Genomic DNA, 20,439 nt, shown 5'->3' with positions numbered 1-20,439 from the left:
CGCGGCCTGACAGCCTTGCCAAGTGCCGGTCCAGGGCCAAGGCGGAATATCGACATGGAGACAAAGCATGCAAGATACCAACACGGAAAATCCGCCGGACCAGGGCCGCAGCACCCGCCACGCTGACAATCCGATCCGCGCCACCTCCGGCGCGCTACTGGCCGGCATCGTCCTGACCCTCTCCGCCTGCGGCGGCGACGATCACGAACACAAGCCACCACCCAGTGTCGCCAAGCCCAAGTCCTGCGCCGAAATGGCGAACGTCGAAGTACCGGCCACGGCAATCGGGCTGCCCACTTCTGGCGCGGTGGTGACCGAGGCGACCGTAGTACCGGCGGCTGGCAGCGGCGCGCAGGCTACCGGCGAGTATTGCCGAGTGTTGGGCCATATCCGGCCGGTCGACCCCAATGCGCCGAACATTCGCTTCCAGTTGAATCTTCCGGCCAACTGGAACAACAAGATCATGATGTTCGGTGGCGGCGGCTACAACGGCACGATTCCGTCGGCGCAAGGCAATGTGCCGGCCGGCCCCGCCGACCAGCCCACACCGCTGGGGCGCGGCTATGCCACCTTCGCCAGCGACTCCGGCCATCAGGCCGGCGCGCTGGGCAGCCGGGATGGCTCGTTCGGCGTCAATGACGAGGCCTTGCGCAATTTCGCCAGCGATGCGTTGAAGAAGACCCGCGACACAGCGCTGCACTTGATCAACGCTCGCTACGCGACCGAAGGACCGCGCAAGGCCTACTTTGCGGGAGGCTCCACCGGTGGCCGCGAGGCGCTCGCCGTGGTCCAGCGCTGGCCCGACGATTGGAACGGTGCCATCGTGCTCTATCCCGCGTGGAACGCTGCAACATTGGATTTGGCGTTTGGGCGCATCACGCGGGCGCTCGCGCAGCCAGGGGCCTATCCCAATGCCGCCAAACGTCGCGCACTCTTTGACGCCTCACTGCAGGCCTGCGATACGCTCGACGGCGTGCAGGATGGCCTCATCAGCAATGTCGCGGCGTGCAACGCCACCTTCGATCCGGCGACGGCGACGCTGAACGGCGCCCCGCTGCGCTGCACGGGCGGCGGCGATACCGGCGACAACTGCCTGTCCGATCCGCAGATCGCGGCGCTGAAGGTCTACAACGCGCCGATCCAGTTCGCGTATCCGCTGGGCAGCGGCGAGACGCAGTACCCGGGCTTCAACGTATGGGGAGCGGACCTTGGCATGTCGGGGCCGTCGCCCGTGCAAGCGACGGTGATCGCGCTCGCGCTCAATCTCGACCCGCCCGCGACGCCAATGCCCGCCACGGCGCCATATTTCGCGGTGTTCTGGGACCAGTGGGTCCGCTTCTTCGTCACGCGCGATCCGAACTTCAACTCGCTGTCGCTGGACCCGGAAAACCCGGGCCCCTGGCAGTCTCGCGTCAGCGAGCTGACCGCGCTGCAGGACATCAACAAGACGGACCTGAGCGCATTCGCCGCCAAGGGCGGCAAGATCCTGATGGCCCACGGCAATGCCGACGTGCTGGTCAGCTCGCGCGCGACGGCCCAATACTACGAGCGCGTGCGCACCACCATGGGCGCGGACCGGGTCGGGCAGTTCATGCGCTACTATGAAATCCCGGGCTATGGCCACGCCGCCAGCACCGTGTTCAACGCGGCCTGGGATTCGCTGACCGCGCTGGAAAACTGGGTGGAGAAAGGCGCCGAACCGCCCGCGCAGGTGGTCGCCGACACGATCGGTGTGCCGGGACGCACGCGCCCGCTTTGCCCGTATCCGAGCTGGCCGCGTTACAAGGGGGGCGGTGACATCAACGTGGCCGACAGCTTCAGCTGCGTCACGCAATAGCAAATAGCGCGAGCGTCCGTTACGAACGGCCTCGTGCTCCGGAGGCCCGGCCTCGGGTAACAGTGAGGCTGGGCCGGTCCACGCCGCATGCGGCTCGTCATGCTTTACAAGTCCGACCTGCCCCCGATTGCATGCGTCAGGGGCGGAATACGTCGTCGAGGGACTTCGCGTCCAGGGCTCTGTCGTGCCAGGCCTCTATCTGTTCCGTTGAAGCGGCGTCCAACCTGGCGAGGACATGTGTAGACAATGGGCCGAAATGGTGCCTCAGGAGCTTTGCCAAAGCTTTGGCGTGACCCATGTGAACCCCCTTCTCGATCCCTTTCTCGATCCCCTGCTCGATCCCTTTCTCGATCCCCTGCTCGACCTCCTTCTGCGCATACTCCCGCGCCCAGCGGTAAAACTTTGCCGTCATGTCCATTTCCAACTCCATCAGGTTATGTACTTCAGTTAAACGCAACGCATTCGGTGTCAGAGCTGCAAACCACGCCGTCATTGCCTCGTCGAGCGCGGTGTTGTGTGCCGTCAACTCCCTGGCCAGCCGCAATGGTTCGAGCATCGCTTCCATGTTCTCGGCCCGTTCGAATCGCATCAGCACTGCCACCAGATTTCGCATCCCCGCCAGTTCTGCATCTGTGTAGCGGGTACGGTCGATCAGGTAATAGTTCAGGCGCGGCTGGTGACTCGCCATGGACTGCGGCAGTGGGCAAATCATCGTCGCAATCTCCGTATCCGCATGCCATGGTCGGTTGCCGTTATAGAGCACGATCGGCAGCACCGCCGGATACCGTGGACCGCGCCGGCCGCCACCTGGACGACTGCGTCGACGGCTCGCATCGCGGTAGAACATGCCGACGTACGCCAGCATGCGTGCCGCCATGTCGGAATCGATTCGACTTTGAAACTCAATCAGAAAGTAGAGCGGCTGCTGCTGCCCGGCGACGTTGATACGCCAAACCACATCGTTGATGCCGTAACGAAGGCGGTCCGACACATAGTGTCCGGGCACCGGCTCAAGGGAATTCCAGTCCAGCGCGTGCAGCCAGGACTCGTCGATGAAACCGTGTATCAGGTCGCGCACGACTTCGCGAAAGGAGAACACCAGCTTGTATGAGGCATCGTGATCGCGGCCTTTCGCGGGTGCGTAACCGTCTGCCGTATCCCCGGGTTCGGCTATGCGGTGGCATATGGGATCGGGAAATCGGCGCAGGGTCGAATAGCCGCTGATGGCATGCCCGCCCGAATGAGTCATCAAACAGCGCGCGGGAGGGCGAACGGGATAGCGGACGGAATGGGCGGCAACGGGTGGGTCGAGATAGGGGGTCATAGGCAAGGACATCCAGGTTAAGGAGGGGGCCAACGTCCCGATAAGTTGCCAGCCAATCGGCTACGGTGCTTGCCTGAAATGCCGCGGATTTAACAGGTGGGGACCTCTATAGGGTGCGCGCAGGAACGCCTGCCCGCGGCGGCCCCTGCGCGATACCGGTTCCCTGTCCATACCGCCAGCAGCCCCCTGGATCGGCGTCCCGCGCGGCCCTTCCTGCGCCCCCGATCCCCGTTAGTGGTAACCTCCGCTATTTTTAAAACGCATATCTGGTCTCTGAAAATATGACTTCGCCCGCTCCACTCCCGCCCTCTAGACTTGCTCCAGCCCAGCGGGACCGGCGCCATCCGGCCGCGACAAGCCAGCAAAACGACTGGTTCGGGACATTCCAGAACAGGAGACAAACGATGAAGAAGGCGTTGCTCGCCCTTCTGGCGGTCTGCGGCATGGCCGCCGTCGCCCCCGTCCAGGCCGACCCCGCCTGGCCTTCGAAGCCGATTCGACTGGTGATTCCGTTCCCTCCGGGCGGCGGCACCGACATCCTCTCCCGCCTCGTCGCCAATCAGCTGACCCAGAGCGCCAAGTGGACCGTGGTACCGGACAACCGTCCGGGCGCCGGCGGCACCATCGGCATTGCCGAAGCCGTACGGGCGACGCCCAATGGCTATGAACTGGTGATGGGCCAGAAGGACAATCTGATCGTGGCGCCGTGGCTCTACAAGACGGTCAAGTACGACCCGACGAAGGATCTGGTGGCGGTGACCCACGTCGCCTATACCCCGATCATGATCGTCGCGCCGGCCAATTCGCCGTTCAAGAACATTGCCGACGTGGTTGCCGCCGCCAAGCGCGCGCCTGGTTCGATCAAATACGGTTCGCCCGGCAATGGCACCACCATTCACCTTGCCGCCGAAATCTTCAGCCAGGCCGCGGGCATCAAGCTGCTGCACGTGCCGTACAAGGGTTCGAACGCGGCGATGATGGATGCGATCGCCGGCAACGTCGACTTGATGGTGGCCTCGGTGCCGTCGGCCAGGGCGCAGATCAAGGCCGGCAAGCTGCGTGCGCTGGCCGTGACGTCGGCCACGCGCAGCACGTCGCTGCCGGATGTGCCGACCCTGGCAGAGAGCGGCTACAAGCAGGTCGACGTCAGCACGTGGTATGGCCTGTTCGCGCCGGCCAAGACGCCGCGCGAGGTCGTCGACAAGCTGGCCGCCGAAGTCAACAAGCAGCTCGCCACGCCGGCCATGATCCAGGCCATCCACGAACAAGGCGCCGAGCCGAAGGTGATGACCCAGAAGCAGTTCGCCGACCTGGTCCAGTCGGACTACAGGAAGTGGAAGACCATCGTGCAGGAATCCGGCGCGACGGTCGAATAAGCGCAGCTCCGCTCGCCGGGCGTATCTCCAGACGCCTGCAAGACCCGATGCCGCCGCCTTGCGCGGCGGCATCGGCGCTTCTGCCATCCCCACGCTCGCCCGTTTCGCCGAAAAACACTGACTTTTCCCGCCTCGCCGGCATCCTCTGCGCGCTCACCTATATTCGAGTGATCCGGTTCTCGCGAAACCGGAACGCCGCGTATCGCCTGATCCACCGCGATACCGCGGTGCGGTGCAGCAGCAAGACGAGGAGGCAAACCATGGCAACGCCCAACTGGAACATCCAGGGTCAGTACTACGAGACCTGCAACTGCGACTTCATCTGCCCCTGCCTGCCGGGACAGCTGGCGGTACCCCCCACCAAGGGCCACTGCATCTTCGCGATGGGGTTCCAGATCGAGCAGGGCCGCTATGGCGAGGTCCCGCTCGATGGACTTGGTTTTATCGTGCTTGGCTCGACGCCGGAGGAGATGGGCAAAGGAAACTGGTCCGTCGGCTTGATCGTCGATGAACGCGCCGATGCGTCACAGCGTGATGCGATCACGGCGATTGCCAGCGGCGCCGCGGGCGGGCCGATGGCGGCGCTCTCCCCGCTGGTCGGCACGTTCGAAGGCGTGGAATCCGCGCAGATCCGCTTCGATCGAAACAGCAGAAGCTGGACGGTCACCGCACCGAACCTCGTCGACATGGCGGCCGAAGGCGTGATGGGCATCAATCCCAATGCCAGCGAGCCGATCCACCTCGATAACACCGGCCATCCGGCCGCGGACCGCGTCGCGCTGGCACGCCCCGCCCGCAGCCATGTCCACGCGCTCGGCATGGTCTGGGACGACGACAGCGGCCGCAACAATGGCCAATATGCGCCATTCTCCTGGCAGGGAGCCTGAGCCCGCCGGCGCGGTTTCGCTGCTCGACGCCGGTCGTTACAGCGAACTGCGGCAGCGGGACCGCCTGCTCGTCTGGGGTTGCATGCTGGTCATCGCCGCGCTGGCGTGGGGCTATCTGATCCATCTGCATCGCTCGATGGCGCCGGCCGCCGACCACGCCGCAATGATGGCCGGCATGGGCATGGCGATGCCGTGGACCGCAGCGGACGGGCTCTACACCTTCGCGATGTGGGTCGTCATGATGATCGGCATGATGGCGCCGGCCGCCGCGCCGGTGATGCTGATCTACGCCGGGCTGCAACGCCGGCGGCAGGGCAAACGGCTGCCGGCAACCGTCGTCTGCTTCGGACTTGGCTATCTGGCCGTCTGGGTCGGCTTCAGCGCGGCCATCACGCTGGTGCAATGGGGGCTTCACGAGACCATGCTGCTGTCCCCGGCGATGGCGATATCGAGCCGCGTCGCCGGGGGCGCGATCCTCAGCCTCGCGGGCCTCTACCAGCTGACGCCATGGAAGCGGGCCTGTCTGACGCACTGCCGCAGCCCGCTCGGTTTCCTGATGACGAACTGGCGCGACGGCAAGCGCGGCGCGCTGACGATGGGTATCCGTCATGGCGCGTTTTGCCTCGGTTGCTGCTGGGCGCTGATGGCGGTGCTGTTCGTCACCGGCGTGATGGCGCTGCTCTGGGTTACCGCGCTGGCGCTGCTCGTGCTGCTGGAAAAGGCAGGGCCGGCCGGCCTGCAGGTGGCGCGGCTTTCCGGCATCGTGCTGATCGCGGCGGGCGTGCTGCTGATCTGGCTTGCCGTGGCGCCGTCCACCGCCTGACTGCCCCCCCTGCCCCGCCCCTGCCGCGGCTGCGCGGCGCCGGTACACTGCGGTATTCCAACCGGAGACCGCACTCATGCCCGCGCTGCGCACGCTCTACCCCGAAATCGAACCCTACGAGACCGGCACACTCGATGTCGGCGATGGCCACATCATCTACTACGAGCGGGCGGGCACGCCCGGCGCCAAGCCGGCGGTGTTCCTGCACGGCGGGCCAGGCGGCGGCATCTCGCCCGACCATCGGCGCCTGTTCGATCCCTCACGCTATGACGTATTGCTGTTCGACCAGCGCGGCTGCGGCCGCTCGACCCCGCATGCCGGGCTGGAGGCCAACACCACCTGGCATCTGGTCGACGATATCGAACGGCTGCGCACGCTGACCGGTGTCGAGTCCTGGCTCGTGTTCGGCGGCTCGTGGGGCTCGACGCTGGCGCTGGCCTACGCGCAGAAGTATCCCGAACGCGTCAGCGAACTGGTGCTGCGCGGCGTCTACACGGTGTCGCAGGCCGAGCTCGACTGGTACTACCAATACGGCGTATCCGAGATGTTCCCCGACAAGTGGGCACGCTTCCAGGCGCCGATCCCCGAGGCCGAGCGCGGCAACATGATGGCGGCCTACCGCAAGCTGCTGACCGGCGACGACAAGGCCAGGCAGATCGAAGCCGCGCGCGCGTGGAGCGTGTGGGAAGCCGAAACCATTACGCTGCTGCCCGATCCGGCGATCGCCGCCAAGCACGACGACGGCCATTTCGCGCTGGCGTTTGCGCGGCTGGAAAACCACTACTTCACGCACCGCTGCTGGCTGGAAGAAGGCCAGCTGCTGCGCGACGCGCATAGGCTGGCCAGCATCCCCGGCGTCATCGTGCACGGCCGCTACGACATGCCGTGCCCGGCGCGCTACGCCTACGCGCTGCACCAGGCCTGGCCGCAAGCGGATTTCCACCTGGTCGAGGGCGCCGGCCATGCGTGGACCGAGCCGGGCATCCTTGATCGGCTGATTGCGGCGACGGATCGCTTTGCAGCGGACCGGTAGCAGGCAGCGGCAGTCGTCGTAACCCGCCGCGCCTCCGGGGCCGTTTTGCCACTATCCCGCAGTCACACCTCGCCCATCGCCGGGTCGCTGACCGTGTGCCGCCCGGTCTCGACGCGGCCGGCAAAGCGCCGATAGAAGGCCGGGTCGCTGCTGCAGGTCACGGCGAAGTCGTACCACTGGCCGCTGTCGGCCAGCGACCAGTGCCGCGAGGCCGTGCCGCCCGCGGCGACGTCGACCTGCCAGGGGCCGTCGCTGCGATAGGCCAGCGGCGCGATGGCGAGCTGGCACGCGGCGGCGCCCGGATTGAGCAGGTCCACGTAGACGTCGCCATTGGCGATGTCGTAGCAGACGCGGATCTCGGGCGCGGCCTGCGTCCCGCCGAGCCGGTTCAGATCGCCCTTGAAGTGCCGGTGATAACCGTTTGGGCCCAGCACCCACAGATCGTAGCGGCCGAAGTTGTCCGACGCGGCGTTCCAGGTATCGGACAGCGTCTTGCCGGGCTCGACCATATAGCGGCGCGGAATGCGGTCGAGCTTGTGGCCGTCGTAGACGTGGAACACGGCGGCCTGCGTGCCGGTGTTCGAGAACAGCAGTTCGACCTGGCCGGAAGCGTGGCAGCGCGCGCTGGTATGCAGCTCGTAGGGAAGCGCGCGCGAAGGACGCGTGCCCGGTGCCTGCAGCGGCAGCGCCATGTCGCGCGGCACCGGCACGGCCGGCAGCCGCTGCTGCGCGGCGCGCAGCGCGTCGGCGGCATCGCGGGTGGTGCGGCCGGCCAGCGTCGGCAGCGCTTCGCTATTGGGCGTCTTGAAGTTGAAGGCGCTGGTCAGGTCGCCGCAGACGGCGCGCCGGAACGGGCTGATGTTCGGCTCCTGCACGCCGAAGCGGGCCTCGAGAAAGCGCAGCACCGACGTGTGGTCGAACACCTGCGAGTTGACCCAGCCGCCGCGGCTCCACGGCGAGATCACGTAAAGCGGAACGCGCGGGCCCGGGCCGTAGACACGGCCATCCGGCGCCGGCTGGCTGGTACTGCCCTGCGGCGGCGGCTGCGTGAAATACTCCGGCGCCAGTTGCTCCTCGCTCAGCGTCGTCTTGCCGGCGAGCGTGTTGTCCGGATTGCGCGACGGCGCCGACGGCGACGGCACGTGATCGAAATAGCCGTCGTTCTCGTCGAAATTGACGATCAGCACCGTCCTGCTCCAGACCTCGGGATTGGCCGTCAGCGCATCGAGGACTTCCTGCAGGAACCACGAGCCTTGCACCGGGCTCGACGGCCCAGGATGCTCGCAGTAGATCGACGGCGCGTTGATCCACGACACCTGCGGCAGCTTGCCTTCCAGCACGTCGCGCTTGAACGCGTCCAGATACTGGTCCGGCTGGCTTCCCGGCAGCGTGTTGGCGATGCCCTTGTATAGCGGGTTGCTGGCGTTGTCGGTCGCCGGGTCGTACGCGTGGTACGGCAGCGGCTGCCCCGTGTTGTTGTACGGTGCGCCCGGGGCCCCGCCGCTAGACACCGGAAAGCCCGATGCCAGATTGGCGCGGCGGAACGTCTGGAAGGCGCCGAGCATGTTGTCGCCCCACTCGTCCGGCATGTTCTGGTAGCTGATCCAGCTGATGCCGGCCTCTTCCAGCCGCTCGGCATAGGTCTTCCACGTGTAACCGATATTCGCGTCCGACGGAATGCCGTTGATCGCGTCCCACTCGTTATTGACGAAGGCGACGTTCTGCGGCACCGGGCCGTTGGTGCCGGTCAGATGGAACGACCGGTTCGCGTCGGTACCGGTATGCATCGAGCAGTGGTAGGCATCGCAGATCGTGAACGCGTTGGCCAGCGCGAACTGGAACGGGATCTCCTGTTCCTTGTAATACCCCATCGACGTGTCGGTCTTGGCGACCGGCCAGCGCGACATGCGGCCGTGGTCCCACGCTTCCTGGCTGTCCTTCCACGAGTGCGGCGTGCCGGCGACCCGCTGCGCGTTGTTGGCGGTGCCATCCAGATGGTAGGGCGTGATCACCGTGCCGTTGGCGCGCTCCTGCTGCCAGACCTTGCGGCCGTTCGGCATCGGGATCGTGATGCGATCGCCGAATCCGCGCACGCCGCTCAGCGTGCCGAAGTAGTGGTCGAACGAGCGGTTCTCCTGCATCAGAATCACCACGTGCTGCACGTCCATGATGGTGCCGGTGGCATTGTTGGCCGGAATGGCCAGCGCGCGGCGAATGCTCGGGGGAAAGGCGGCGAGCGCGGCGGCCGAGAAACCGGCAGCCGCGCTCGCCTGCAGGAATCTGCGGCGAGAGGTCATTGCTGTTTGTTGTTGTGGTCGGAGGCGGAGATTCGATGGCGCAAGGTGCGCCGGTTGCCGGGGTGCGCAGGGCGCTAGGTGCGCTAGGTGCGCTCAGGGAGCGCAGCGCAGTTCCGGCTTCGGCGTCTCCGGCGGCTTGGGCGTTTCGCCCGGCTTGTCGTCGTCGCCGCCGCAGGCGGTCAGCACGGCGGTGGTCAGAAGAACGGCCAACAGCGCTCTCGTCATTCTCAGGGCTTGCATTGGGACCTTCGCTGGCGTGGAAGAAGGATGGGAAAGATTCCGGATCGATGGGGAAGCCGTTCCGGAAATCCCGCCAGCCTAGTGCGCATGCATGACGACACTGTGACCCGATGTCGATCGCTTGCCGTGTTGCAAAGCGGCCGCTGTCATCGCGACGTCATGGCGCTGACATCGCCGTCGGGTACGGTGCCGGCTTCGGCTGTCCGGCGCCCTGCTGTCTGCGCGCCGGCGCCCATGGTTTCCCGATCGCCGCCCTGCCGGTACCATCCCGCCATCCCAGCCGCCTTTCGCCATGCCATCGAACAGCCGCCGTCAATTCCTGAAGCTCGCCAGCACCGGCGCCGCCGCTGCCGCCACGCTGGCCGCATTCCCGCCTGCAATTCGCCGCGCCCTGGCCATTCCGGCCAATAACGCCACCGGGACGATTCGCGATGTCGAACATGTCGTGATCCTGATGCAGGAGAACCGGTCCTTCGACAACTACTTCGGCACGATGAAAGGCGTGCGCGGCTTTGGCGACCGCTTTCCGATTCCGCTGGCCGGCGGACGCAACGTCTTCGAGCAGACCTATACCGAGAACGGTGTCAGCCGCATCGTGCTGCCCTACCACCTGGACAGCAGCGCCGGCAACGCGCAGCGCGTCGCCGGCACGCCGCACAGCTATCCCGACGCACAGGAAGCCTGGGACCTGGGCCGCATGAACCAGTGGCCGACGTACAAGGAACCGCATTCGATGGGCTTCTATACCGAAGCCGAACTCGACTTCCAGTACGCGCTGGCCAATGCCTTCACGATCTGCGACGCGTACTACTGCTCGTTCCACGGCGGCACCAATCCGAACCGTCTGTTCCACTGGACCGGCACCAACGATCCGACCGGCGCGATGGGCGGCCCGGTGATCGACAACCGCGGCGATTCGCTCGACGCGACCAGCATCAGCTACCGCTGGACCACCTATCCGGAACGGCTGCAGGCGGCCGGCGTCAGCTGGAAGGTCTATCAGAACCTGCCGGACAACTTCACCGACAACCCGCTGGCCGGCTTCAAGCAATATCGCGACGCCAATGCGGCGCGCGGCAATCAGCCCAACGGCAGCCCGTATCCGCCGTACACGCCCGCGGACGAGGAGATCAGCCCGCTGATCAAGGGCATCGGCAACACGATGCCGGATGGCGGCTTTCTGCAGGCGCTGAAGGACGATGTCGCGGCGGGAACGCTGCCGCAGGTGTCGTGGATCGTCGCGCCGGCCACCTACTCCGAACACCCGGGGCCGTCGAGCCCGGTGCAAGGCGCCTGGTATACGCAGGAGGTGCTGAACGCGCTGACGGCCAATCCGGAGGTCTGGAGCCGCACGGTGCTGCTGATCAACTTCGACGAGAACGACGGCTTCTTCGACCACGTGCCGCCGCCGTGCGCGCCCGCTTTTGACAACGGCACGCTGGCCGGCGCCTCGACGGTGGCGACCGACGGCGAATATCACACCGACGGCAATCCCTATGGCCCGGGCCCGCGCGTGCCGATGTACGTGGTATCGCCGTGGAGCCGCGGCGGTTGGGTCAACTCGCAGGTGTTCGACCACACCTCGGTGCTGCGCTTCCTCGAGGCTCGCTTCGGCGTGATGGAGCCGAATATCAGCGCCTACCGCCGCGCGATCGCGGGCGACCTGACCTCGGCGTTCAACTTCGTCAACCCGAATACCGAGACGCTGCCGACGCTGCCGACGCGCGACAAGACCAGCGCCGACGCGATCCGCACCGCGCAGGGTCAGTTGCCACAGGTGCCGCTGCCCGCGACGAGCGCACAGCAGTTGCCCGCGCAGGCAACCGGTACGCGCCCCTCGCGCGCGCTGCCGTATGAACTGCACGTCAGCGGGCGGGAAGACGCCAGCGGACGCGCGATGTGGCTGCTGTTCAGCAATACCGGAACCGCCACCGCGGTCTTTCACGTCTACGACCGCCTGCACCTGGACCGCGTGCCGCGCCGCTATACCGTCGAACCCGGCAAGCAGCTCGATGGCCGCTACGACGTGTTCGCCAGCGACGAAGGCCGCTACGACCTGTTCGTGCTCGGGCCCAATGGCTTCCATCGGAGCTTCCGCGGCGACGTCAGCACGCTGGGCACCGCCGGTGCCAGCGCGCCCGAGATCCGCGTCTGCTACGACATCGCCAACGCGGCGGTCTACCTGACGATGATCAATGCCGGCACCAGCGCCTGCACCTTCACCGTGGTGCCGAACGCCTATCGAAATGACGGCCCGTGGACCTTCGAGGTGCCGGCGGGCAAGCAGCTGGACCAGCACTGGCCGGTCGGATCGCAGGGCAATTGGTACGACTTCACGGTGACCACGCAGCAGGGCAGCTTCCGCCGCCGTTTCGCGGGACGCATCGAAACGGGCAAGGACCTGGTGTCCGATCCTGCAATGGGCGCACGCGGCTGATGGCGGGGCGCGCGTGACGTTAGCTGCGGCGGCGTTCCCGCTCCGCCCGCAGCTTTTCGTAGAAGGCGCGCTTGGCCGCATACATGCGCGCATCGGCCTGCTTTACCGTATCGGTCAGCCGCTCGCCGACCGCGCAGGTGGCCGCGCCGATCGCGAAGTTCAGCGCCGCGCCCGGATAGAACTGGTTGTTGAGCTCGACGACCTGCTCGATCTGCGCGACGACCGAGGCCGTGGCATGCTCGTCGCGGTCCGGCAGCAGCACCATGAACTCGTCCCCACCGACGCGCGCCACGCAGAAGCCGTCCCCGACGGCCTTCTTCAGGACCTCGCCGGCGCGGCGCAGCAGCGCATCGCCGTCGGCATGGCCGAGGTTGTCGTTGACCTGCTTGAGCCCGTTCAGATCGACCGCGATCACGCTGACCGGCCACGGGCCCTTGCGGCCCAGCCGCGCCAGTTCGTCCTCGTAGTACGCGCGGTTGTACAGCTTGGTCAGCACGTCGTGCTTGCCGAGGAATTCGACATAGGCCTCGGCCTTCTTGCGCGCGGTGATATCGGTCAGCGATACCAGCACCTGGTCCCATTCCGCCTCATGCCCCGGGAACACCGACCACTGCATGTACACATCGACCTGCCGGCCGTCCAGCGCATAGTTGACGATCTCGCGCTGCTGCCACAGCTTCTCGTTCCACAGGTCGACCAGCTGCTCGGCGAAATGCTGCTGCATGTCGTCCCGGAACACATCGCCCAGGCGTGAATACAGCACCGCCTTCGACGGCGCGCTGAACATCAGCAGCGTCTGCTGGTTGACGTCGATCACGCGGATTTCCTGCATGCAACGCGCGACAAAATCGGGATGCACGTTCAGGAAGGTCCGGAAATCGGTAATGCCAGCGGCGCGCACCTCATCGATCAGCACCTTGACCGCGCTGAAGTCCTCGACCCACAGCGACACCGGAGAATGCTCGAACAGCCCGACCGCGTATTGCCGGCTGTTGCGCAATTCGCGCTCGGCACGCTGGCGCTGCGTGATGTCGTCGATCGACAGCAGCACGCGGTCCCAAAGCTGCTCGTGGCCGGGCAGCACGCGGCCGGACAGCTGGATATCGAGACGCTGGCCGTCGAGCGTGTAATTGACGGACTGTCCTGAAAACGCCCCCTTCCCCTCCCACAGCTGCACCAGCTCCTCGACATGCTGCTCGAACATGTCGTCGCGGAAGACCTTGTCCAGATTGCCGACCAGGTCGGCAAGATCCCGGGCGCCGTAGAGCTCCAGCGTGCGGCGATTGACGTTGACGACCCGCATCAGCGACGAACAACGGGCGACCTCGTCGGGGTGGCCGTGCAGGTAGGCGCGCAGGTCGACGATGCCGCCCGCGCGCAGGCCATCGAGATGCCGCTTTAGGTCGCTATAGTCTTCGAGCCACAACGAGACTGGCGCGAGATTGAACAGGTTTTGGTAGTCGTCGACGGTCGACGCGCTGCTATCGGCCTTCAAGGCGGGGTCCTCTGATCCAGGCTGGCGTGGCGCCCGCGGCGGGCCGGTTGGCCCAGCCAATGCGTCGGCAGGCCACGCAAAGCCCGTAGCATAGGGCACCGCGCCCCGGATGGGAAATCCCGCGACGGTACGGGAGCTGGCGCCGGCGCCTAGGTTCCGTCGATCTTGAAGCCGATGTCCTTGATGAACTTGCCCCAGCGGGCATGATCCGTCTTGATCTGCGTGGCAAAGGCGTCCGGCGTGACGGCCTGCGGCGGCAATACGCCGACGCCGGCCAGGCGCTTGTGATAGGCCGGATCGGCCAGCACCTTGCGCACCGCGGCCGATACCGCTTCCACGGTCTCCTTCGGCATCGCCTTGGGACCAAACAGCGCGAAATAACCGCTCAGCTGCTCCATCTCGGGAAAGCCCAGCTCCCGGAACGTCGGCGCTCCGGGCGCGAGATCGGACCGCTCCGGAATCGTGGTCGCCAGCACCTTGGTCTTGCCGGCCTGATACAGCGGCACGCCCGTGGTCAGCCCATCGATCATCAGCGGCACCACGCCGCCGACCAGGTCCTGCGTGGCCGGCGCCGAGCCCTTGTACAGCACCGGCTCGATATGGGTGCCGGACAGCCGGTTGAACAGCAGCGGCCCGAAGTGCGACGAGGTGCCGGGGCCGTACGAGGCCGAATGCAGCGGCTTGCCGGGATTGGCCTTGGACCAGGCAATCAACTCCTTCAGCGACGAGAATGGCGCGTCCTTGTTCGCCACCATCACGACTGGCGCTTTGCCAAGCTCCGCCAATGCGGTCAGATCGGTCAGCGGGTCGTAGGGCACGCGGTTGATATGCGCGCCGGAAGTCGCCGACGAGCCCAGCGTCACCAGCAGCGTATGGCCATCGTTCTTCGCGCGAATCACGTCCTGCGTGGCAGGGATCGTCGCGCCGCCCGGCTTGTTCTCCACGACCACCGACTGGCCGATGACCTTGGTGAAGTAGTCGGCGAACAGGCGCGCGACCACGTCGGTGCCGCCGCCCGGCGGATAGGCGACCACCAGACGAATCGGCCGGCTCGGCCAATCCGCCGCCCATGCGCTTGGCGCCAGGCCGGTTGCCGCGAGCGTCGCGGTGGCGCAGGCCGCCGCGCCGAGGAACTGTCGTCGATCCATGCTGATGTCTCCGGCTGTTGTCTTGAGGTCCCGCTGCTGCCGGTTCATCTTAATGGGTGTTCCAGGCCCCGACATGTTGGGGTTTTCCGCCATTTTCCGCAGTGCAGAACGACGGCGATTCAGGCACGGTCGCGTCGGCTCAGGTTCCGCTTTCCTGATCCGGTACCAGCTTGATGGTCAGCGGTGCCAGCGCCGGGCCGGACAGCACGCTGCCATCAGGCGCGAAACGGCTGCCGTGGCATGGGCAGTCCCAGCTTGCCTCGACCGCGTTCCAATGGACGATGCATTTCATATGCGTGCAGACCGGCCATACCGCAAACAGCCGTCCAGCGGGATCGCGATAGGCCGCGACGCGTTCTCCTTCCAGTTCCGCGATCGCGGCGCTGCCCGGTGCGAGGCTCTGCAGCTGCTCGTGCTGTCGTCGCGTCAGATAGTCCTGGATCAGCGCCTTGCCCATGCTGACCACTTCCTCCGCGGTGCCCTTTGCGGACTTCACGGCGGTCAACCGCGTCGCCTTGTAGAGCTCGCTCCAGCGATTGTCGACCCCGAGAATCTGGTCCGCGATGATGGCCGCGGCCAGCGTGCCGTAGGTCAGGCCGTCGGTGGCAAAACCGGTGGCCACGTAGCTGCCGAACGTGTCCTTGCCGATATAGGGAAGCCCGTCCGGCGACGGGAAATTCTGCGCGGACCAGCGAAAGGCAATTTGCCGAATGCCGAGACGCTGCCTTGCCGATTCTTCGAGCTTTGTCATGGCCGCCGCCGCGTCATGCTGACCGGTCTTGGCCGTCTGGCCGATGCATACGAGGTAGTTGCCCTGCGTGGTATCAAGACCGCGCACCGACAGGCGCTCGCTGCCTTCGGCGTAGAAAATCCCTGCCGGAAACGAGTCGCCGTTCAATGGCGCAGCCAATCCATACTCCCGATGCGGCACCATGCCGGCCTGCATCAGATGAAAGCCGCTCGGCGAATGCGTGGCCAGCACGATGTGCTGCGCCTTGACGCTGCCGCGCTCCGTTCTCAGCAGCTGTTGCGAGCGGTCGATTTCGACCACCGGCGAGCGCTCGAAGATGCGGCAGCCATTGTCGGCGGCATGCCGGGCCAGCGCTAGCACATAGGCGAGCGGATGAAATTGCGCCTGCTGCTCCAGCACCAGCGCATCGCCGTGGGCGTGGGGCAAGCCCGTAGGCAAGGCGCCCTCCCTCCGAATTGGTAGGCCGGCGGCCAGCGACGCCTCGAACTCGGCCTCGATCCCGTCGCGCGCATCGGCCGACGCCGGATAGCGAACCAAGGGGCAGCGCCGGAACGCGCAATCAATGCCCAGGCGATGAACGTGCTCCTCGATCCAATCCACTGCCTCTGCGCGCGACTGCGTGACCTGCCGCACGACGTCGTCGCCCCATTTCTGCCGAAGGGCACGCAAGCCGCTGCTGACCGTCGCATAGAGATTGCCGGTGGAATTTCCCGTGTCGCCAACGCCCAGGGCATTCGCTTCCAGCAGCACCGCACTGCGGCCCGCTTGCACGAGGCGCCATGCGAGGCTGACGCCCGTAATGCCGCCACCGACGATCGCGATGTCGGTCTGGATGTCCTCGACCAGCATCGGAGATCCGGTCGGGTTGGTGGTGCCGCGCCAGAGTGAGGTAGTCATCGTGGGTCTCCTTGCGGCGTTATCGGCGGTGTGGTGGGCCTGGGCTTGTTCAGGCCTTGCCAGCGTTCTCGCGGTCCAACCGTGCCATCACCCCCTGCACGATCCGGTCGCAGCGCACGCCACCGAATTCATACAGATCGCGTCCGGCCAGATCGATTTGGCGAGCCAGCGCCTCGCGCAGCAGGCTTCGCGCACGAAAATGCCGGCTGCGAACGGTCGCCTCCGGAATATCGAGACACTGCGCGGTTTCCTCCACGCTCATTTCCTCGACTTCCCGCATCACGAATACGAGACGAAACGCCTTGGGTAAGCGGTCCAGCTGACGCTCGATCAGTCCGCGCAACTCGGTACGCGCGAAAGCCCGGTCGGGCGCATCGTCATCGGGTGCGGGATAGTCGTGCTCCATAGCGTCATCCCCGGATGAAGCCACCATCGGAATCACCTTCTCGCGGCGCGCGTGGCGGCGCAGTCGACCGAGACATTGATTCAGTACCAGCCGCGACAGCCACGTTGCCAGCGCCGCGTCGCCGCGGAATTCGCCGATCGCGCGATAGGCCGATAGATAGGCCTCCTGCAAGGCGTCCTCGGCTTCCGCGTCGTCGCGCAGCGCCGCGCGCGCCAGGCGGTACAGGCGGCGATTGTTTCGCCGGATCAGCAGCTCGAACGCGGCACGATCGCCCGCCGCGATACGCCGGGCAAGCTCCTGGTCATCGTGATGCGGATTGCCGGTGGCGAGCGTCGTTGCACTGGAAGGGATCATCGCTTGCGAACCTCAAGCACCGCCTGCATGGTCGGATGGAGCGTGCAGACATAGGGCAGCGATCCTTGGCCCTGCACCACATGCTCCCATGACGCACCGGGCGCGATATGGCCGGAATCGAAGCCCTTGCCATCCGCCGCGGTCGCGGTATGCGGCACGAGATCCTGATTGACCCAGACGACGCGATCGCCGCGGTGCAGCACCAACGTCGAAGGACGGAATTCCATGCCCTCGATGGTGACAATATAGGTCGCCGCGCCGACTTCCGTGCCGCCAAGGATCACCGCCAGCACCAGCGACCCCAGGACGGTCCCCCGGCTGCGAATCATGGCTTCTTGTTCTTGGTGACGGTCTTGCTCTTGGGCAGCGAGGCCTGCAACTGCTTCGCATGCTCCAGATGCGCGACAAAGGCCGGCCGCACCGTGACCAGCAGCGCCTTCAATTCGGCGTTGCTCGCGCTCGGCACCAGGGTCTTGTCCAGGGCGTTCAGTACGGCCTGGTGATAGTCGACCTCCTGATCGACATAGGCCCGATCGAAGGCGTCACCCTTGAGCCCCTTCAGTTTGGCGATGTTTGCTTGCCCTCCACGCTTCAAGGTCTGCGCGGTCGGATTGTCCTCGGGCTTGAGATCGAGCTTCTTGGCCAGGTCCATTGCGGACTGGTTGACGCTGGAGTGGTCAGTGACCATCAGATCAGCGAACTCCTTCACGTCCTTGGACTTCGCCTTCGTTCGGGCCAGCTCGCCGGCGTCAATGTCGACCTGATTTGCCGTGACGACGATGGCGGCGATTTGGGCGTCGTTTGGGGATTGGGCCCACCCGATTGTGGCGGCGCAGCATAGGGATAAGGCCGTCAGGATGTGCTTCATGGCATCGCTCCTCATTAAACGAACCCGTTGGCCTCGGCGCCGGACGGCGTGGCGATCGGGTCCTTTCATGGGGATGGATGTCACGAGGGGCGGCGGCGTTCCGGGAGACGAATCAGGTCTATATCGATCTGAAGATATTGCGATAAGGTCAGCTGTCGGATGATGTTCCCTTTCCTGCGCACAGGCCTAAAAAACTAGAACTGGTTCCCGGCTTCGAATGTAGCGTCCCTTAGTGATTGAGCCACACGTAGGATCACGATCTTCCACCCGCTCACATGATCGAATCCGGTCGTCCAGAGTTGCCGCCGTCTTATCACTCCCCAGTCGACTACCGTGGGTCGTTTTCAGGAAGCCACCCTTCCTGAATGCGCTGGACGAGCATGGTGTCGTTCCACGACGCACGTATTGGCAACTTTCGTTCATCTTCGGTGATGTCACCGACGGGCCATTCCTTCTCGCCATCCCACAACCACCACGTTTCCACCTTCCCCGTCTCAGGATGCCTTACACCGGCACGAAATAACGGAAACTCCTTAGCATGATCCGGGACATTATGATTTGCAACCTTTCTAATGATTCCGTTTTTTAGTGCCGCCGAGACAGGAAAGAAAATCCAAAAATTGGTGCTTTGCCCTACAAAATCCTCCCAGCATGAAGACTCTTCTCCATGTATGCCGGGCAGCACGCGTATCAACGACCCCATCAGTTTGTTTTGCTTTACAAACTGAAAATATGCCAAACCATTAGATGTATTTATTGAAAAAACATCACCGGTCTTAATCATTATCAAAACCCATAATGTCCAACAGACTTCAATATAGCCGCCCCACGATACAACGACTCGGCACACATGGAATTAGTCATCGCGATACTGTTAATTCTATTCATCAACGATCCCGCATTCCTCCCAAGACCATTATATTCGATGAGAACCTGCTCCACAGCGCGGGCATCTCGCGAGCGATGCCTTGAAGGCCGGGGATGCGCCTGCCAACTTCTTTGAAGGTGACCGGCCATGCCAATTACGGCTTGTCGACCAAGACGGTCATTAGCCGAGCCGCCTTGCCTGTTCAATTCGCCACAAGGCCGTCTGATTTTCTGTCATCAGCCGCATGGCCTCCTTGTGCGACGCACCAATTCTCGTCTCAAACTCACCATCGCGCGGGAACTTCCCTACTCTAAAATGCAACGACCGGCATGTGAATGCCTCGCGACACAAAGGGCGACAACCGCAGATTCAATCAAAATATGGCGTCGTGAAGATAGTAAAGCACATAGCAGGGAGCCTTTAATTCAGCTAATATCTAAACAACCGCACCAACTGCAATGGATTGGGAGTGTTACATTGAATAACAAGCAACGAACTCAGGCAAGCAAATTCCTGAGCTATGTTCTTCGTCATGAACCACGTACGATTGGCCTACAGCTCGACATTGAAGGGTGGGCAGATATTGACCAATTGATCACGGGCGCAGCGCAGGCCGGGCAATTCCTTGATCGCGCCATACTAAGAAGCATAGTCTCAGAGAGTGAGAAGGTCCGCTTCGCCATCTCAAATGATGGAAATCGGATTCGCGCACTTCAGGGACATTCGACGCCTCAGGTAAAACAATCGCACAGGGAAAAAACACCACCCGATATTCTGTATCATGGAACGGCTAGGCGCTTTCTGCATTCCATAATGCAAAACGGGCTGAAGCCCGGTTCGCGGCATCATGTACATCTCGAAGCGGATATGGAGACTGCATTAGCCAATGGCCGTCGATATGGGGAAGCCGCTGTTCTAAAAATTGAGTGCTGGCGCATGCATTCGGATGGTTATCGTTTTTATCAAGCCGAAAATGGGGTTTGGCTGATTGACTTCGTGCCCGCGCAATATCTCCAGATGGAATGATTATCTACCTCAGCGTTACACTTGAGGCCATTACTTCTATCACTAAATTCTCAGAAAGAAACATGATCCTATAGTGATTCACCTCACGAGTTCCACCAAAGTGCTTCGCCCATGCGAGCGCTGCCTCCGAGTCCGGGTACTTTACGAGAGCACCTAAGTTGGATGGCGTCGGTTTGCTATCATGAATTACGTCCAGCATGCATGGCCCGGGCATCGACGCTCTATAAAAAAAGCAAACGCTTTCAAACAATAATTCCTTCCGAAGAACAGCGCCGTTGTCGCCGTCATACTCAATAGAGACAACGAGCTCGAGGCCGTTGTTGGCCAGCGAAACGGCATTCTCACCGTATGCTGGCAGCCATTCATACGGGT

General features: G+C 64.2%; 16 protein-coding genes. 7 read left to right on the top strand and 9 right to left on the bottom strand.

The features are described 5' to 3' along the window. The first annotated feature begins 67 nt into the window (after window positions 1-67). Window positions 68-1,837, top strand: a complete 1,770-nt coding sequence (locus LRR16_RS05880; RefSeq protein WP_232205147.1) for a tannase/feruloyl esterase family alpha/beta hydrolase — start codon at window positions 68-70, stop codon at window positions 1,835-1,837. A 136-nt stretch (window positions 1,838-1,973) separates the two neighbouring features. Here the strand turns inward: LRR16_RS05880 and LRR16_RS05875 are convergent, their stop codons facing one another. Beyond that, a complete protein-coding gene (locus tag LRR16_RS05875) occupies window positions 1,974-3,161 on the bottom strand; it encodes an Rpn family recombination-promoting nuclease/putative transposase (RefSeq protein WP_232205146.1) in 1,188 nt (395 codons plus the stop codon). Window positions 3,162-3,565: 404 nt separating this feature from the next. Between LRR16_RS05875 and LRR16_RS05870 the strand changes: the two genes are divergently transcribed. The 4 genes from LRR16_RS05870 (at window position 3,566) to pip (ending at window position 7,280) form a co-directional block, all read left to right on the top strand. Next, window positions 3,566-4,537: a tripartite tricarboxylate transporter substrate binding protein gene (locus LRR16_RS05870; protein ID WP_232205145.1), complete on the top strand. Its 972-nt coding sequence runs from the start codon at window positions 3,566-3,568 to the stop codon at window positions 4,535-4,537. 260 nt (window positions 4,538-4,797) lie between these two features. Continuing rightward, window positions 4,798-5,424 (top strand): DUF1326 domain-containing protein, encoded by a 627-nt coding sequence (locus LRR16_RS05865; protein ID WP_232205144.1) that lies wholly within the window; start codon window positions 4,798-4,800, stop codon window positions 5,422-5,424. Beyond that, a complete protein-coding gene (locus LRR16_RS05860) occupies window positions 5,396-6,247 on the top strand; it encodes a DUF2182 domain-containing protein (RefSeq protein WP_232205143.1) in 852 nt (283 codons plus the stop codon). The genes LRR16_RS05865 and LRR16_RS05860 overlap by 29 nt, the downstream gene beginning before the upstream one ends. 76 nt (window positions 6,248-6,323) lie before the next feature. Then, window positions 6,324-7,280 carry a prolyl aminopeptidase gene (pip, locus tag LRR16_RS05855; RefSeq protein ID WP_232205142.1) on the top strand — a complete coding sequence of 319 codons (957 nt, stop codon included), beginning with the start codon at window positions 6,324-6,326 and terminating at the stop codon, window positions 7,278-7,280. Between the two features lie 62 nt (window positions 7,281-7,342). On the opposite strand, the gene LRR16_RS05850 is transcribed toward pip, so the two are convergent. Further along, entirely contained in the window at window positions 7,343-9,577 is a 2,235-nt protein-coding gene (locus LRR16_RS05850) for a phosphocholine-specific phospholipase C (protein ID WP_232205141.1), read from the bottom strand. Window positions 9,578-10,109: 532 nt separating this feature from the next. On the opposite strand from LRR16_RS05850, the gene LRR16_RS05845 reads away from it, so the two are divergent. Beyond that, entirely contained in the window at window positions 10,110-12,254 is a 2,145-nt protein-coding gene (locus LRR16_RS05845) for a phosphocholine-specific phospholipase C (protein WP_232205140.1), read from the top strand. Between the two features lie 19 nt (window positions 12,255-12,273). Here LRR16_RS05845 and LRR16_RS05840 read toward each other — a convergent pair whose 3' ends face one another. The 7 genes from LRR16_RS05840 to LRR16_RS05810 form a co-directional block, all read right to left on the bottom strand. Further along, a complete protein-coding gene (locus LRR16_RS05840; protein WP_232205139.1) occupies window positions 12,274-13,749 on the bottom strand; it encodes a GGDEF domain-containing protein in 1,476 nt (491 codons plus the stop codon). A 149-nt stretch (window positions 13,750-13,898) separates the two neighbouring features. Further along, window positions 13,899-14,897, bottom strand: a complete 999-nt coding sequence (locus tag LRR16_RS05835) for a tripartite tricarboxylate transporter substrate binding protein (RefSeq protein WP_232205138.1) — start codon at window positions 14,895-14,897, stop codon at window positions 13,899-13,901. Window positions 14,898-15,036: 139 nt separating this feature from the next. Then, window positions 15,037-16,545, bottom strand: coding sequence for an FAD-dependent oxidoreductase (locus LRR16_RS05830; protein ID WP_232205137.1), 1,509 nt, complete (start codon window positions 16,543-16,545; stop codon window positions 15,037-15,039). 49 nt (window positions 16,546-16,594) lie between these two features. After that, window positions 16,595-17,305, bottom strand: coding sequence for an RNA polymerase sigma factor (locus tag LRR16_RS05825; RefSeq protein ID WP_232205136.1), 711 nt, complete (start codon window positions 17,303-17,305; stop codon window positions 16,595-16,597). Beyond that, window positions 17,302-17,634 carry a cupredoxin family copper-binding protein gene (locus LRR16_RS05820; RefSeq protein WP_232205135.1) on the bottom strand — a complete coding sequence of 111 codons (333 nt, stop codon included), beginning with the start codon at window positions 17,632-17,634 and terminating at the stop codon, window positions 17,302-17,304. Before LRR16_RS05820 ends, LRR16_RS05825 begins: the two co-directional genes overlap by 4 nt. Then, window positions 17,631-18,173 carry a DUF4142 domain-containing protein gene (locus LRR16_RS05815; RefSeq protein ID WP_232205134.1) on the bottom strand — a complete coding sequence of 181 codons (543 nt, stop codon included), beginning with the start codon at window positions 18,171-18,173 and terminating at the stop codon, window positions 17,631-17,633. Before LRR16_RS05815 ends, LRR16_RS05820 begins: the two co-directional genes overlap by 4 nt. A 328-nt stretch (window positions 18,174-18,501) precedes the next feature. Then, window positions 18,502-18,957, bottom strand: a complete 456-nt coding sequence (locus LRR16_RS05810; RefSeq protein WP_232205133.1) for a hypothetical protein — start codon at window positions 18,955-18,957, stop codon at window positions 18,502-18,504. A gap of 561 nt (window positions 18,958-19,518) precedes the next feature. Between LRR16_RS05810 and LRR16_RS05805 the strand changes: the two genes are divergently transcribed. Further along, window positions 19,519-20,067: an RNA 2'-phosphotransferase gene (locus LRR16_RS05805; protein WP_006575491.1), complete on the top strand. Its 549-nt coding sequence runs from the start codon at window positions 19,519-19,521 to the stop codon at window positions 20,065-20,067. The last annotated feature ends 372 nt before the right edge of the window (window positions 20,068-20,439 follow it).

It is taken from the genome of Cupriavidus sp. UGS-1 (assembly GCF_021213615.1).
Classification (GTDB): Bacteria; Pseudomonadota; Gammaproteobacteria; order Burkholderiales; family Burkholderiaceae; genus Cupriavidus.
The sequence above is the reverse complement of the archived record's forward strand: the minus strand, read 5'-3'. Positions and strand labels throughout refer to the sequence as shown.

What these genes read in the sequence shown, in the direction of transcription:
- LRR16_RS05880 (WP_232205147.1), top strand. Translation starts at nt 68, where the DNA reads ATGCAAGATACCAACACGGAAAATCCGCCGGACCAGGGCCGCAGCACC.
- LRR16_RS05875 (WP_232205146.1), bottom strand. Translation starts at nt 3,161, where the DNA reads ATGACCCCCTATCTCGACCCACCCGTTGCCGCCCATTCCGTCCGCTAT.
- LRR16_RS05870 (WP_232205145.1), top strand. Translation starts at nt 3,566, where the DNA reads ATGAAGAAGGCGTTGCTCGCCCTTCTGGCGGTCTGCGGCATGGCCGCC.
- LRR16_RS05865 (WP_232205144.1), top strand. Translation starts at nt 4,798, where the DNA reads ATGGCAACGCCCAACTGGAACATCCAGGGTCAGTACTACGAGACCTGC.
- LRR16_RS05860 (WP_232205143.1), top strand. Translation starts at nt 5,396, where the DNA reads ATGCGCCATTCTCCTGGCAGGGAGCCTGAGCCCGCCGGCGCGGTTTCG.
- pip (WP_232205142.1), top strand. Translation starts at nt 6,324, where the DNA reads ATGCCCGCGCTGCGCACGCTCTACCCCGAAATCGAACCCTACGAGACC.
- LRR16_RS05850 (WP_232205141.1), bottom strand. Translation starts at nt 9,577, where the DNA reads ATGACCTCTCGCCGCAGATTCCTGCAGGCGAGCGCGGCTGCCGGTTTC.
- LRR16_RS05845 (WP_232205140.1), top strand. Translation starts at nt 10,110, where the DNA reads ATGCCATCGAACAGCCGCCGTCAATTCCTGAAGCTCGCCAGCACCGGC.
- LRR16_RS05835 (WP_232205138.1), bottom strand. Translation starts at nt 14,897, where the DNA reads ATGGATCGACGACAGTTCCTCGGCGCGGCGGCCTGCGCCACCGCGACG.
- LRR16_RS05830 (WP_232205137.1), bottom strand. Translation starts at nt 16,545, where the DNA reads ATGACTACCTCACTCTGGCGCGGCACCACCAACCCGACCGGATCTCCG.
- LRR16_RS05825 (WP_232205136.1), bottom strand. Translation starts at nt 17,305, where the DNA reads ATGATCCCTTCCAGTGCAACGACGCTCGCCACCGGCAATCCGCATCAC.
- LRR16_RS05820 (WP_232205135.1), bottom strand. Translation starts at nt 17,634, where the DNA reads ATGATTCGCAGCCGGGGGACCGTCCTGGGGTCGCTGGTGCTGGCGGTG.
- LRR16_RS05815 (WP_232205134.1), bottom strand. Translation starts at nt 18,173, where the DNA reads ATGAAGCACATCCTGACGGCCTTATCCCTATGCTGCGCCGCCACAATC.
- LRR16_RS05810 (WP_232205133.1), bottom strand. Translation starts at nt 18,957, where the DNA reads ATGATTAAGACCGGTGATGTTTTTTCAATAAATACATCTAATGGTTTG.